Origin of the sequence: Vulgatibacter incomptus, from assembly GCF_001263175.1 — a bacterium.
In the GTDB taxonomy this organism is placed as follows: domain Bacteria; phylum Myxococcota; class Myxococcia; order Myxococcales; family Vulgatibacteraceae; genus Vulgatibacter; species Vulgatibacter incomptus.
This window is the reverse complement of record NZ_CP012332.1, coordinates 2,920,109-2,933,715: the sequence shown is the minus strand read 5'-3', so window position 1 is coordinate 2,933,715 and position 13,607 is coordinate 2,920,109. Positions and strand designations below refer to the sequence as shown.

General features: G+C 69.9%; 12 protein-coding genes. 2 read left to right on the top strand and 10 right to left on the bottom strand.

Annotated features, from left to right (window positions below; translation table 11 throughout):
• Positions 1 to 120: 120 nt before the first annotated feature.
• The 10 genes from AKJ08_RS12200 to AKJ08_RS12155 form a co-directional block, all read right to left on the bottom strand.
• The gene (locus tag AKJ08_RS12200; RefSeq protein ID WP_050726318.1) at positions 121 to 1,068 is read right to left on the bottom strand and encodes a hypothetical protein; all 948 of its coding nucleotides are present in this window, start codon (positions 1,066 to 1,068) and stop codon (positions 121 to 123) included.
• Entirely contained in the window at positions 1,062 to 3,749 is a 2,688-nt protein-coding gene (locus tag AKJ08_RS12195) for a TonB-dependent receptor domain-containing protein (protein WP_050726317.1), read from the bottom strand. The genes AKJ08_RS12200 and AKJ08_RS12195 overlap by 7 nt, the downstream gene beginning before the upstream one ends.
• 5 nt (positions 3,750 to 3,754) lie before the next feature.
• The gene (locus tag AKJ08_RS12190; protein WP_050726316.1) at positions 3,755 to 4,486 is read right to left on the bottom strand and encodes a TonB family protein; all 732 of its coding nucleotides are present in this window, start codon (positions 4,484 to 4,486) and stop codon (positions 3,755 to 3,757) included.
• Position 4,487: 1 nt separating this feature from the next.
• Complete coding sequence (locus AKJ08_RS12185) at positions 4,488 to 4,904, bottom strand: ExbD/TolR family protein (RefSeq protein ID WP_050726315.1); 417 nt, start codon at positions 4,902 to 4,904, stop codon at positions 4,488 to 4,490.
• A gap of 12 nt (positions 4,905 to 4,916) precedes the next feature.
• Complete coding sequence (locus AKJ08_RS12180) at positions 4,917 to 5,588, bottom strand: MotA/TolQ/ExbB proton channel family protein (RefSeq protein WP_050726314.1); 672 nt, start codon at positions 5,586 to 5,588, stop codon at positions 4,917 to 4,919.
• Positions 5,589 to 5,602: 14 nt separating this feature from the next.
• Positions 5,603 to 6,526, bottom strand: coding sequence for a hypothetical protein (locus tag AKJ08_RS12175; protein ID WP_050726313.1), 924 nt, complete (start codon positions 6,524 to 6,526; stop codon positions 5,603 to 5,605).
• Between the two features lie 14 nt (positions 6,527 to 6,540).
• A complete protein-coding gene (locus AKJ08_RS12170) occupies positions 6,541 to 7,785 on the bottom strand; it encodes a hypothetical protein (RefSeq protein ID WP_050726312.1) in 1,245 nt (414 codons plus the stop codon).
• Positions 7,786 to 7,901: 116 nt separating this feature from the next.
• Positions 7,902 to 8,237, bottom strand: a complete 336-nt coding sequence (locus AKJ08_RS12165; RefSeq protein ID WP_050726311.1) for a hypothetical protein — start codon at positions 8,235 to 8,237, stop codon at positions 7,902 to 7,904.
• Entirely contained in the window at positions 8,234 to 9,448 is a 1,215-nt protein-coding gene (locus tag AKJ08_RS12160; RefSeq protein ID WP_050726310.1) for a substrate-binding domain-containing protein, read from the bottom strand. Before AKJ08_RS12160 ends, AKJ08_RS12165 begins: the two co-directional genes overlap by 4 nt.
• A gap of 261 nt (positions 9,449 to 9,709) precedes the next feature.
• On the bottom strand, positions 9,710 to 10,531 hold the full coding sequence (locus AKJ08_RS12155; protein ID WP_050726309.1) for an aldo/keto reductase: 822 nt from the start codon (positions 10,529 to 10,531) through the stop codon (positions 9,710 to 9,712).
• 200 nt (positions 10,532 to 10,731) lie between these two features.
• On the opposite strand from AKJ08_RS12155, the gene AKJ08_RS12150 reads away from it, so the two are divergent.
• Positions 10,732 to 11,328, top strand: coding sequence for a DUF2239 family protein (locus AKJ08_RS12150; RefSeq protein ID WP_240475318.1), 597 nt, complete (start codon positions 10,732 to 10,734; stop codon positions 11,326 to 11,328).
• A gap of 130 nt (positions 11,329 to 11,458) precedes the next feature.
• Positions 11,459 to 13,603 (top strand): hypothetical protein, encoded by a 2,145-nt coding sequence (locus AKJ08_RS20155; protein WP_050726307.1) that lies wholly within the window; start codon positions 11,459 to 11,461, stop codon positions 13,601 to 13,603.
• The last annotated feature ends 4 nt before the right edge of the window (positions 13,604 to 13,607 follow it).

The following is a 13,607-nucleotide window of genomic DNA, read 5'->3' as shown; positions in this document are numbered from 1 at the left end:
CGGTCCCGCCTGAAGCGGGCCCGTTTTCTTCAGCCGCGCTCCGCGCGGAGACGCTCTTCCTTTCGTTCGCTCCGCCTCCGGCTTCGCTGCTCCGCCTTCGGCTCCGCGGAGCCTTCGCGGTCACTCGACCATGAGGTGGTAGTCGAGCCAGCCGACCCCGCCGCGGTCGTCGCGGATCACCACCCAGAGCTGCACCGGGCCGGCTGCGTCGGGTGCGGTCCAGGCGTTGTCGACGAAGGTCGTGGGATCCTCGCCGTCTCGTCCGGTCCGGTCGTGCTCGAACGCGCCGGCGGTGGCGAACCAGGCGACCCGGATCGACTCCCTGCGGTCGACCAGCGTGCGGCTCACGGGATCGAAGACCACGTAGGGCTCGGCGCCGGCGCACGGCGGGGCCTCGCAGCTCTTCCACGACGCGCGCAGCGCGAGCTTTTCGCCACGGCGCACCTGGTTCTTCCCGTCTCCAGGCTTCAGGGCTTCGCCCCGGCCGACCACCGCGACCGACTCCAGCTCCGGGTTCTCGTTGGCCACGTAGCGGTGCTGGAACTCGGAGAGCTGCTCGGGCGTGACGCCGGCGAGGCCGCACGAGAGCCGCGTCCCGCCCAGGGAGAAGCGCGGGCCTTCCGGGGTGTCGACGAGGAGGCGCAGCGGCTGCTGGAAGCCGCCCGTCACATCCGGATCGACGGGCCGCCCGGGAGGTTCACCCGGCTTCGCGGTCGGGGCCTCGGGGCCGAAGTTCCGGCATCCGTCGGCGGGGAGCTTGCCGGACGCGGCGAACCCTTCGCCGAACGGTACGAGCGATTCGCCGCTGACCTGCATGCACTCGGTGCTGACCGGGCCGAGCTCGGCGAGGGGCTTCCGCGCGGTACAGAAGGCCCACGACGGGTCCGACCCGGCCTGGCCCACCAGCGCCCGGTAGGCCACGACCGTCCCCGGCTTGGCCTCGGCGGGCTCCGAGCGGATGGCCAGCACCCGGGGGCCGTCGAGGATGGAGGTCCGATCGTTCAGATCGGGGCTGCAGGCCGCGGCGAGGAGGCCGACGGCACAGAGAGCGAAACGCGTCTTCACCATGACCACCTTGCTCCCACCATCGGGAGGATCGGGAATCCGGAGATGTAGTCCTGCTGGGCGAACGTGGTGTCGTAGACGAGCTCCTCCGCGTTGCGGTGGTTCGTCAGGTTCTGCACGTCGAGGTAGAGCTCGAGCTCGCTCGGGTTCAGCTCGATCCGCTTCGAGAGCCGGAGATCCGCGGAGAAGAAGGAGGGAATGCGCACCGAGCCCTGCTCGCCGAAGATCGGCTGGTACCGATCCGTTGCAGCGTCGTAGTAGGAGCCGACGACGGGCGTGCGCGGGAAGCCGGTGGCGAACCGCACGCGTCCGCCGAGCTCGACGCCAGCGCCGAGGTCGAAGGAGCCCACGGCGGTGAGCACGTGGAGCTGGTCGTAGTCGAAGGGCCGCCACGGGCCGCCCGGCGTATCCTGCCTCTCGCTGCGGACGAGGCTGTAGCTCAGCCAGCCGAAGAAGGGCCCCACGCGATCCTGCCGGAGCATGAGCTGCCCGCCGTAGGAGCGGCCCTTGCCATCCTGCGAGAGGGCCTCGGCAAGCGCCGGCTGCGCGGAGAGGCTGCGCACGGCGAGGGAGTCCGAGGTGTTGACGAAGCCCGTGGCCTCCAGCTCCAGGAGATCGGTGATCCGGTAGCTGCCACCCAGCAGGGCGTGGCGGGCGGAGGAGATGCCGAGGGTCGGCGTGCCGAAGACCGCGGAGAGGTCGTCCGCCTGGGGCGGCTGATGGTAGAGGCCGAAGGCCGCCTTGGCGCCGATGCGGGGCGTGATGGACCAGCGCACAGCGAGTCGCGGCTCGATCACCGCGTCCTGGCGGATGATCGAGATCGCGGGGAGCTCTCCGACCTTCGGCGTGCTGCGCGAGGTCTGGGCCACGAAGGGCTCGGCGCGCAGGCCCGGCATCACATGGAGGGCTCCCTCGAAGAGCGAGATGTCGAGCTGCGCGAAGGGGGCGATGCTGCCCACCATGGTCTCCCAGGTGTCGGCGTTGATCTGGGCGGGGGGCGGCCTGCCGAAGACGGTGGGATCTCCCTCGCGCGACGGCGCGCCGATGGAGCCCGCGCGGCGCAGGGTGGAGGTGACGAGCTCGCCGTCGACGCCGAGCTCCGCCGTGATGGAGGTCGCGACCAGGCCGCGCCATGTGGCGCGCAGGCCGTAGATCCGCGAGTCTTCACGAAGCTCGATGGGCGTCCCGCCGTAGAGCTCGACCAACGAGGAGGTGTCGGCGCCGACCGAGCCGGTCACCGAGACCTTGGCTCCTGACTGTGTCTGACGCTCATACCGGGCGTAGAGGCGCTGGAAGTCGAGGGAGGTGGACCGGCTGGTCTCGAGGGCGGGGTCGGGGTTCGACAGGTTGTGGTCGAGCCGGTCCGAGGAGAGCATGCCGCCGACTTCGACCTTCTCCGATGCGGACGCGCGCCAGACGAGGCGCGCCTGGCCGTCCCAGAAGCGCGGGATGGGCACGTTCGAGGAGACGTCCTCCTTGGTCACGAGAGGGGCGACGCCCCCGACGACGCCGTCGAGGTGGCTGCGCCTGGCGGCGATGGCGATGTGCACATCGTCGGAGAGGGCGGCGCGGGTGGAGAGGGACGCGTCGATGGCGTTGATCTCCGCGCTGCCGTGGACGCCCTCCTCGTCGAGATCCCGGAGCTCCACCGCGACGATGCCGCCGAGGCCGCGGCCGTAGGCGGGGCCGTAGCCGCCGGGGATGAGCTCGACCGAGCGGACGAGGTCGGAGTGGATCACGGAGCGGTAGCCGCCGTCGTGGTAGAGGCGCGGCAGGCGCAGGCCGTCGGCGTAGACGCGGGTGTCCTGAGGCGAGGCGCCCCAGACCACGAGCTGGCCAGAGCCGGCGGCGGCACGCGCGACGCCGGGCATGTTCTCGACCACCTTGAGCACGTCGCCCTGGGTGCCGGGGACCTTGCGTCCCTCGTCGGCGAGGATCTCGGTGGAGACCACCTGCTTCTTCACCTTGGGGATCGAGACCACGATCTCGAAGTCGACGCCGTCCTCGTCGTCCTCGCTGGCGAGCTCGACCTCGTAGGTGGCCTCGACGAGATGGCTCGCCTCGAAGGCCTCCTCGGTGGACACGGTGACGAGCTTGTCGCCGGAGAGCGAGACGCTCCACACGCCGGGCTGAATGTCGTCGAAGCGGAAGGTGCCGTCGTCGGCGGTGACGGTCGTCTCGCCGGAGCCGAGGGAGATGGTGACGCCGGCGACGGGCACCTTGGTGGCGCGGTCGCGGACCAGGCCTTCGAAGTCGGCGGTCTCCTTCCTCTCGAGCTTGGGCTTCCAGACGAAGTCGTAGCGGTAGCCGATCCGCACGGGGATCGGCGTGCCGTTCGACGTCGCCGGCTCGAAGACGAACTGGCGCGCGGCCTCGAGGGCGGCGGCGTCGAAGGCCTCGCCGCCGGATTCCGCCACCTCGGCCTGCACCACCTCGCCGGTGGCGGAGATCGAGAGCAGGAGCACCACGGAGGCGCCCTCGCCGGAGTTGGCCTCGGATTCGGGGAAGTCCGCCTCGACGAAGTGGGTCAGCGTCGGCGGGACGAGCGTGTTCTCGGTTGGGTCGGCAAATGAAGTGTCAGGCGCAAACACGCCGAGAAGCAGCGAGAGCGAGGCCAGCGCCGGCGCGAGACGACCGAGGCGATGGGAGCCGGGATGCGGGATGCGAGACGAGTCGGGAGTCATGGCCCTTAGCTGCCCGCCGGGGCGAAGCGGAGGTTGAAGGTCACGCGGCCGGAGACTGCGCGGCCACACGCGGTGGAGGGCTGGAAGACGAACTGGCGCGCGGCGGCGAGGGCCGACTCGTCGAGGCCGAAGCCGAGGCCCTGACGGACGTGGGCTTCGACGACCTGGCCCACCTCGTCCACGACGACCTCGATGCGGACGGCGCCCTCGATCTCGGCCCGCTCGGCCTCCGCCGTGTAGACGGGCTGCACCGTCTTCTTCGGCTTCGGCTTCGTGGGTGTCTCGGTGCACGCGTCCTTCGGAGGCGAGAGGGCGGCGACCTTGCGGGTCGGAGCCTCCTGGCGAGGCCTCTGGGGACCGCCGCCGCCGGTCGGGACCGCGACGCCGCCGGGGCCGGAGCCGTTGCCCATGGTGAGGCCGAGGTCGGCGAAGGCGGGCGCCGCCGCGGGAGCCTCGGCTGCCGGCGGAGGGGGCGCAGCGGGAGGCGCCTTGGGCGCCGGCGCAGGTTTCGGTGCTGGGGCCGGCGCCGCCTTCGGAGCCGGGGGCTCCGGGGTCGGCGGGGGCGGCGGAGGAGGAGGTGGAGGCGGGGCCTCGGGCGCCACGACGTCCGCCAGTACCATCGGGATCGGCGGCGGATCCTTCTTCCTGTCGGGGACGACGAGCGCCGCGAAGCCGAGAAGGGCGTGGACCGCGAGGCTGGCGCCGAAGACGCCTACGCGAACCGAGCGGGAGGTCATTCTAGTCTCGCGACACGCTGATGGCGAACTTGGTGATCCCAGCCTGGCGGGCGAGGTCGATCGCGTGGATCACCTTGCCGTGCAGGGCCGCGGTGTCCGCGGTGACCACGAGGTTCGTGTCTGGATTTTCGGCGAATGCCCTGCGGAAGAGCGACGAGAGCGCCTCGTCGGACTCGGCGGGCTCCTGGTTGAAGAGGTAGGCACCGTCCTTCGTGACGGTCACCATCGTCGGCGCCGACACGGCGGCGTCGGAGCTCGCGCTCTTCGGCAGCTCGACCTTGAGCGACTGCGACACGATGTACGTCGACGAGACCATCATGATGACGAGGAGCACCAGCACCACGTCGACCATCGGCGTGATGTTGATTCCCACGATTCCCCCGCGCTTGCCGCGGGACGATCCGACAGATGCACCCATGGAACCCTCCGATCAGGCGGCGGCGACAGACGGGCTCCGCGGCTCGTCCGACATGCGCGCGGGGTGGGTCTGGAGGACGGCGGAGAGCTGCTTCGAGATGGAGCCGAGGTTGTCCTCCACACTCGAGATCTTCTTCTGGAACCAGTTGAAGCCGACCACCGCCGGGATGGCGACGAAGAGGCCGACGCCCGTGGCCACGAGGGCCTCGGCGATGCCCGCCATCACGTTCGCCATCGCAGCGTCGTTCTGGCCCGCGCCCAGGTGGGCGAAGGCCTCGATCACGCCGATCACCGTGCCGAAGAGGCCGATGAAGGGGGCGTTGCTGCCCACCGTTCCGAGGAAGTTCATGCCGCGCTCGAGCTCCTTGCGCCTGCGGCCGAGCTCGCTGTCGATGGCGTCGGCCAGGGCGCCGGGACCGCCGGCGAGCATGTCGAGGGCCGGCGCGAGCACGCGGGCCTCGGTGGAGGGGCTCGAGGAGAGGAGCGCGCGGGCGCCGGCCACGTCCCGACGGGCGACGAGCTGTGCGAGCCGGTCGCGGAGCTCGTCCACTCCGCGGCTGCCGCGGCGGAAGAACCACCAGCGCTCCGCGATGGCGCCGATGGAGAACACGGAGAGAATCAGGAGCAGATACATGACCCAGGTGCTGCCGAGAAGCGCAAGCTTGAGCAGATTTTCCACGAGCATCGGAGGTTCTCCTTTCAGAAGGGATAGTCGACGAGGAGGCGGCCCTTGCCGGCGACGCCGGTCTCGTCGAAGGAGCGCAGGGTGCCGCTCTGTGTGAAGGTGGGTTCGAGGTGGCGCTCGCCGCCTTCGCCGACGGCCTCGTAGACGGTGAGGTTGAAGGCGACGCCGGACTGGCCGCAGGAGTCGAAGAGGTTGGCGAAGAACCGGAAGCGGGTTCCGTGCTGCGGCCTCTTCCAGAAGATGAGGTTCTCCTGGCGGATGCCGTCGGGCATGCAGCTCGAGAGGGAGTCGCGGTCGATGGCGGCGGCGGTATCCGAAGGGCGCTCGCCCGGAGGAACGGGCTCGACCAGGGGCGACTTCGGAGTCACCAGGCGTCCGGTGGGCGTGAGGACCTCGAGGTCGAGATCCGCGTCCACGTTCCAGCGCAGGACGACGACGGCGTCGGGCGGTGCCCGGTCGGGGTTGCAGGCGTGGAGGTTGTCCGGGATCCGCGAGGCGACGCAGATGTTTTGCTCGTGCCGCGCTCCGGCCCGGCCCTGCTCGTCGATGGCCACCGCCTGCAGGACGTGTGCGCCTGCGGGGATCTCGAGAGCGAAATCGGCGCTCATCGACCAGCCGAGCTCGCCCGGGTACTGCGGATCCGGTGCGCCCGCCGGGACCAGCCAGTAGCCGCTCCCCATGCCCTCCATGCGGACGGCGACGGCCGAGGCGGTCGCCGTGACGCGCCCCTGCATGCCCTTCCGAGCCTGGCCCGGAAGCACGGTGGGATTGACGAGGTCGAAGGAGGTGACCTCAGGGAGGCCGGGGGCGTCCTCGCCGGCGGGGAGGCCGGGGAGCTCGCCCTTCACGAACTGGGCGCCTGCGACCCGGATCGGCTCGCCCGCACCGCTCCCGTCGAACTCGCCGCAGCCGACGAACGCGAGGAGAAATACAGCCAAGGAGGCTCGGCGGATCATAGCTGCACCTGGAGACGGAGGGTCCACGCGTCGCTGGGGCGGTTGGTCGGCATCCCGCTCTCGTCGCGCGCGAGCTTGTTGCGAACGAAGTCGTATTCGAAGGTCAGGCTCGCGACATCCGGGAGGACGAGGCCGACCATCGGCGCGATGGAGTCGATGCGCATCGACGCCGGCTCGAGCTTGCCCTTGCGGTTGTCGAAGACGTTCGCGTCGGGGTCGTAGGAGTCGTAGCGGAGCCCGGCGAGGGCGTAGCGGCCGAGGTCCTGGATGACGGCGAGGTAGTAGCCGAACCCGCGGGCGTCGAGGCCGGTGACCACGGGGTCGTTGGCGAAGAGCAGCCGGTCGAGGTTCTGCCCGAGGATCGCCTCGCCGAGGACGCGGGTGTTGCCGAGGTCGGTGCGGTAGGCGAGCTGCACGTCGGCGCCGACGGCCCAGCGCCCGTAGGTCTCGGAGGGCGTCGCGGCGCGGCCGGGGATGGCGGTGTATTCGTAGGGCTGGGCGATGCCGTCCTCATTGAGGTCTCGCCACTCCACGCGCGCCTTGGTGGCGGGGGAGCCGGCGTGGAAGCCCTTTCCTGCGAGGGTCGAGACGTGGCCCGAGATCCGGAAGGGCGTCTCGGGGCCGGAGTCCATGCCCACGCGGATGAGGAGGTCCTTCGCCGCGGCGGGGGCGCTGCCGCTGAAGTCGACGGAGCCCGCCTTGGGCTGGCCGTTCATGACCGCGACGCTCCAGTCGAACCAGTCGAGCTTGCCGCCGACCCGTGCGCCGAGGTCGACGCTGCCGGGGAAGAACGAGCGGACGACGAGGGAGCGCTCCATGAACGGGCGCATGCGGTCGGACTCGACCAGCTCGAAGCCGAAGGGAATCGTGATCGCGCCGATGGATGCGTCGAGGAGGGGAGCTTTGCTGCCCTCGGGGACGTAGCGAAGCGTGGCCTCGGCGCGGTGGAGGTCGGCGCGGAAGCCACCGGAGGCCGTGTTCCCGTCGAGCTCGACGATTGCGCCGGCCCAGTCCCATTCGCCCGCGAGCTGCAGACGCGCCCGGCGAACGAGGAAGCGGTCGGAGTTGAGGGGCTTGCCGTCCTGGCCGAGCTGGTCCTCCGAGTCCTGGTGGTGCTCGTACTGGGACTGGAGATAGCCGCCGACGCGAAGGTTGGAAGCAGAAGCAGGCTCCGCCGCTGCGGGAGACGCGGCGAACACCGCGAGGAGGAGGAGGGGACACTTCTTGAGCGGGAGGGACACTTCGTGCGTCTCCTTTGGGCAGGCGAGGTCTTCCGGGAGCGCCCTCGGCGCTCCAGCGCAAGGCGGTTACCCGCCTTGCGCCGGCCCTGGTCTGCCCAGGGAAATGAGGCGGTTCGTCAGGGGACCCGAGGGAAGTTCGGGTAGCCCGGCACCCGGCCCGCGTTGTCGAACGGGACGCAGCCGGCGGTGAACTCCGAGCAGGCGAGGTAGGGGTTCTGCTCCCAGCTCACGCACTGGTCACAGGTGGTCTGCTCGTTCACACACGGCTCGTCGGTTCCACCGGTTCCACCGGTTCCCTCGTCCTTGCCGCCGGTTCCGCCGGTTCCGCCGGTGTTTCCACCGCCGGTCCCGCCGGTGCCCGGGAGAATGGGGTTCGCATCGTCGGTGCCGCAGGCGACGGCGCCGAGCCCGAGGGCGGCGACCAGGAGCATCATCAGGTGAGCGTTCTTCATCGCGACTCGCAGAAGCCGTATCGGCAGGTGGGGGTGGAGCCGGAGCAGTCGGCGTCGCTCTCGCAAGCCGAGCACTCGGAGGTGGTGGCGCCCTTGAGGCTCTCGAAGTAGCAGCCGCAGGGCTCGTCGGGAACGAAGCGGGACATCGCGCCCACTTCCTTCTCCCGCTTCACGCGCATCGCGCAGAGGGGCACCGTGTAGGCGTCGGCCTCGGCCTTGATCATCGCCTTGCTCTCCGCCACCGAGAGACCCTCGTGGCTGAAGAAGCGAATTGCAGTGTGGACGGCGTCACCGGCGGGGTTGCCGGAGGCCGGCACCGCGTGACCGTCGCTCCCGGTGTTCGCCAGGAAGTGGACCGAGCCCCAGATGGCGTAGCGGCCGTCGCGGACGTTGATCTTGTCGAAGTGGTTGGGGGTCGAGTCCGGGTAGTAGCCGCAGCGCTGGGCGCCGTCGGCCTGGAAGGCGAGGATCTTCAGCTTGTCGCGGTTGGCGTCGGCGAAGTCGGCGGCGAGGATGCCGATGGTCTTGTTCGGCTGCACCGAGTTGGACACGGCGGTGTTCACGTCACCGCTGCCGGACTGCACGTTGCCCTGCCACTTGGAGGCCGGGAGGCCGATGGCCTCGGCGATCATGTTCTTGGTGCCGGAGGAGTCCGGGCGGATGAAGAAGAACTCCGGGTTGTCCCAGGGGGCCACCACGTGGTTCTTGCCGCCGAAGCCCAGGGCCACGTACGCGGCAGCGGCGCTGATGGAGCTCTCGCTCGAGGCGACCGGGGCGACGAAGGTCATCACCTGAACGGGCCCGAGGAAGTCGCGCTGCTTGGTGTCCAGGACGTAGTTGCAGGTCTGGGCGTAGACGTCGGAGATGCCGATGTCGATGTTGGCGCCCTCGGCCGGGAGGTCACAGGCCACCTCGGCGCCGGCGGCGTCCCAGTACTTGGCCGTGGCCGTCACCTTGGTGCCGCTCACGATCGCGTCGACGCCGGCGCAGGAACCGAGGGACTGGTAGACCAGCGTGATGGACGGGTTGCGGGACGAAAGGGTCTGGCTCACCTTCTTGAGCACGGGCTTCACGGCGCTCGAGCCGGCGAGGTACACCGGGTTGGGCAGCGACGCGCACTCGACCGCCTGCGCCCTCGCGCCCACGAGCAGCGCAAGGCCTGCGACGAGCAGCGGGACGGACGCACGCAGATAAGGCTTTCTCGATTCCAAGTTTCGTTCCTCCTGGCCCGCGGCATCGCGAGCGAGCGCACCGTAGGAGCGGGAGGTGTCGGAACCGGGTTCGCTTTGTGACGTTTGTGAGGCAGGAGTCGATCGGGCGTCGCCGGAGCGCAGGGGTCCCGTGACGACGTGCGGACGTCGTTCGGGGGGGCGGGCGATAGGGGCGTTTGGCCCTGCCCAGCAGCCGGGCGAGCCGGGCGTTCAGCCGAGCTGGGCGATCAGTGGAGCCGCGTGCTCATTCGAGCCGCGCGATCAGTCGAAGGCGTTCGGGTCCATGCCCGTGCGACCGCCTTCGTCCAGCGTCTCCATCCGGGCCATGTCCTCGTCGTCCAGGCGGAAGTCGAAGAGGTCGAGGTTCTCGCGGATGCGGGTCTCGTGGGCCGACTTGGGGATTGCGACGAGGCCCGAGTCCAGGTGCCAGCGGAGGACCACCTGGGCAGGCGTCTTGCCGTGCTTCTTCGCGAGGTCAACGAGGACGGGATTGTCGAGGCGGTGCGCTCGGGCGAGGGGGCTCCAGGACTCCGTGGCGATGCCCTTGTCGGCGTGGAAGGCCCGGAGCTCGCGCTGCTGGAGGAAGGGGTGGAGCTCGATCTGGTTCACCGCCGGGACGACCCCGGTCGCGTCGAGGATCCGCTCGAGGTGCGGCCGGTTGAAATTCGAGACGCCGATCGAGCGGGCCCGGCCCTCCTGCCTGAGCTGGATCAGCGCCTTCCACGTCTCCACGTAGCGGTTCGTCGCAGGCGCCGGCCAGTGGATCAGATAGAGGTCGACCGCCTCGAGCTTCAGCCTGGCGAGGCTCTCGTCGAAGGCCCGCAGCGTCGTGTCGTAGCCCTGCCGGTCGTTCCACACCTTGGTGGTGACGAAGAGCTCGTCCCGTGGGAGGCCGCAGGTCGCGACGGCCTCGCCCACGCCCTCCTCGTTGGCGTAGACCGCCGCGGTGTCGATCGAGCGATAGCCCGCGGAGATCGCGGTTCGGACGATTGAGGCCGCCTGGTCGTTCGAGATCCTCCACGTGCCGAAGCCGACCCGGGGCATGGTGCGTCCGTCGTTGAGCGTGAGGCTGGGGCGGGTCATCGGATCCCTCTCGAGTCGAGGATCGTCACGTAACACGGCGCGTATCGGCGGAGGCGAGTCCTCATGGGGCGCGACTGCAGAGGCTGGGGCGGGTTGCATCCGGGTAATATTCGTGCAATATTAGCCTGGTAAAATTCTCCCCGGGGCTCGGAGCGGCTTCCGGCTCGGACGACTGAAGGGCCATGACGCACGAACCCATCGTGAAATACGCGTTCTTCTCAGGAGAGAAGCTCATCGCCCACGGCGGCCTCGAGGAGGTGGCGACGGCTGCCAAGCGATGGCGCGACGAGCGGGAGAGCGAGCCGCTCGCGGTCTACTCGGACGAGACGGGACGCGCGGTCGACCTCGACCTTCGCGGGAGCCTCCAGGACGTCCTCGCAAGGCTGGCGCCGGCCAGGGACGATATGGGCGCGGACACGGAACCGCCGAAGCGCCAGGGGCCGGGCCGGCCCAAGCTTGGCGTCGTCTCCAAGGAAGTGACCCTCCTGCCCAGGCACTGGGACTGGCTCGCCCAGCAGCCCGGTGGCGCCTCCGTCACCTTGCGCAAGCTGGTGGAGGCCGCGAGGCGGGGCGGAGGCGGCGTCGAGGCCGCTCGTCGATCGCAGGAGGCCGCCTACCGGTTCATGTCCGCGATGGCTGGCGACTACCCAGGCTTCGAGGAGGCCTCCCGCGCTCTCTTCGCCCACGACTTCGGCCGGTTCGACCAGCTCGTCGGACCCTGGCCCGCGGACGTCCGGGATCACGTGCGGCGCCTCGTCGCGATCGCCGCCCGCGATCGCCTGGCGGCGGCGCTGTAGCGCTCGGCTGGCTCCGGTGTATCCATTTTGCACACCGGTCATGTTTCGTGTGTAGCGTCGGAACGTACGGAAGGTGACAGGTTTGGCGAACCTGGTATAGGGTGCCCCGCCAACGAAATTGGAGGGGTTGATGGCGTCGGGGCTCAGATGGTTCTGGTCGTCTCTCGTGTGCGTCTTTCTCGCCACGGGTTGTGGGGGAAATGGCTCACCGGGCGGAGATGCGCTCGCCTGTAAGGCGGAGCCTTCGTCGGAGGCATGCGACAACTGCCTCAAGGCCGCCAAGTATCAGGTCTGCGAAGACGCCTTCGTGGACTATGTCGCTGCGTGCGCCCCGTGTAACGGGAGCAACCAGGCGGCGTGCGACGCCGAGACCTGCGCGAGGAAGGCGGACGCACACGCCTGGTGCTACGCGGGAGCGGCGAGGACGCTCTGCGGCGCCTCCGACGACCTCATCGGGAACGGCGGCTCGGGTGGATCGAGCGGCACGGGAGGTACGGGCGGGCTTTCAGGAACCGGTGGCACCGGTGGAGATCCAGGCACGGGTGGCACCGGCGGTGACGACGGCACCGGTGGAACTGGCGGCTCCGACGGCACCGGTGGCACAGGTGGAACCGACGGCACGGGTGGTACTGGCGGCACCGGCAGCACAGGTGGCACGGGTGGCACCGGCACCGGCGGCACGGGCGGCACCGGCGGCACCGGCGGTACTGGCGGTACTGGCGGTACTGGCGGCACTGGTGGCACCGGTGGCACCGGCGGGTTCGTCGACCCCTGCGGCGGCGTGCCGTTCGAGGGGATGTGCGCGAATCAAGCTCTCGTGCGGATGTGCGTGGTCCCGACCGGACAGGGCGAGCCGCTCGTCCTGGACATCCCGTGCAACGACTGGGAGAGCTGCAAGGTCGAGAACGGCAGGGCGGCGTGTGTCCTCAAGAGCGACGCGTGCATTCCGGGCGTCGCCCAGTGCACGTCGTCGACCGGCTATCGCGTTTGCGGCGACGACGCGCGCTGGTCCTCGGGCGACTGCGGCACACCTTGCCGCAACTCGGCTCTCGGCGCCTTCTGCGCGCCCAACGTCGCCACGACCCGGATCACCGGCACGCTGTCCTACGAGACGCGATTCCCCAACGCGAGCAAGACCGACTGGGGACCCATCCAGGAGGTGCCGGCGCCCGGCCTCCTGGCCGTCTCCTATCGCGGCAACGACATGATGGACGCCTCCTACCTGGATGCGAATGGAGCCTTCTCGATCCTGGCCCCGACCGCCGCTACGAGCAACGACTCGATCCTCTTCTTCACGTACCGCACGGATCAGGTGACCGGGGCGGCCTACGCGGTGGCCTGGCCTGGCGATCTCCCCGAACTGTCCGACGTCGGTTACGTGGACGTATACGACGTCTCGCTCTGGCGCTGGGGTCTGGTCGGTCCATTCCAGAACGGCGGGGACTGGCTCATCCATGCCGGCAACGGCAGCGGAGCCCTGCGGACCTTCGATTCGATGCGCTACGCCTGGGATTTCTCGAGGTCGGTCCACGGCAAGGACGGAGACTCCGTCATCGCGTGGTTCGCTCCCGGGACGAGCTGGACGTGCGGCGCCTGCTTCCTGGCCAGCCCGTTCCAGTGGGCGGGCGACCGATTCGCTACGCAGATCTTCATGCCGGGCGATCCGTGGGACGAGGAGTACTGGTCCGACTCGGTGACGTTCCACGAGCTCGGGCACTGGGCGATGGAGTCCTTCGGCGTCACTCCGTCGGAGGGCGGAACGCACTGCCTGGGGGTGCCTTCGATGCCCGGCCTCGCGTGGTCGGAGGGGTGGGCGTCGTTCCACTCCAGCGACTTGCGCAACGACCCCATCTACTACGACAAGCAGAACGGCACGTTCTGGTGGATGAACCACGCAGCAGGCTCCTCGTCGTGGGGCTCGGGGGTCTTCGCCGCGCCGACCGCCTCGGGCGGCCTCCTCCAGCAGCACAACGAGACCTGGGTCACCAAGGCGCTCTGGTCGATCTCCCGGGCGTCCGGCGTCCCGTCGAACGAGCTCCACCGCGCGCTGGCGAGCCCGCGCATGACCCGGAGGCCGTTCGGCCGCGGGTACACCACGCGCGTCTTCGATATCGACTCGCAGTGCCGGCCCAGGAATCCGATCGACACTGGGCGGTCCGCACCGATGGTCGCCGACTTCCTCGACGCGCTCCGCTGCAGGGGCGTCGCGGGGAGCACGGTCACCTCGGCGGTCACGCCCTATCCGTATCCCGCCGCATCCCCCATCTGCCCCTGACACG

What these genes read in the sequence shown, in the direction of transcription:
- AKJ08_RS12200 (WP_050726318.1), bottom strand. Translation starts at nt 1,068, where the DNA reads ATGGTGAAGACGCGTTTCGCTCTCTGTGCCGTCGGCCTCCTCGCCGCG.
- AKJ08_RS12195 (WP_050726317.1), bottom strand. Translation starts at nt 3,749, where the DNA reads ATGACTCCCGACTCGTCTCGCATCCCGCATCCCGGCTCCCATCGCCTC.
- AKJ08_RS12190 (WP_050726316.1), bottom strand. Translation starts at nt 4,486, where the DNA reads ATGACCTCCCGCTCGGTTCGCGTAGGCGTCTTCGGCGCCAGCCTCGCG.
- AKJ08_RS12185 (WP_050726315.1), bottom strand. Translation starts at nt 4,904, where the DNA reads ATGGGTGCATCTGTCGGATCGTCCCGCGGCAAGCGCGGGGGAATCGTG.
- AKJ08_RS12180 (WP_050726314.1), bottom strand. Translation starts at nt 5,588, where the DNA reads ATGCTCGTGGAAAATCTGCTCAAGCTTGCGCTTCTCGGCAGCACCTGG.
- AKJ08_RS12165 (WP_050726311.1), bottom strand. Translation starts at nt 8,237, where the DNA reads ATGAAGAACGCTCACCTGATGATGCTCCTGGTCGCCGCCCTCGGGCTC.
- AKJ08_RS12155 (WP_050726309.1), bottom strand. Translation starts at nt 10,531, where the DNA reads ATGACCCGCCCCAGCCTCACGCTCAACGACGGACGCACCATGCCCCGG.
- AKJ08_RS20155 (WP_050726307.1), top strand. Translation starts at nt 11,459, where the DNA reads ATGGCGTCGGGGCTCAGATGGTTCTGGTCGTCTCTCGTGTGCGTCTTT.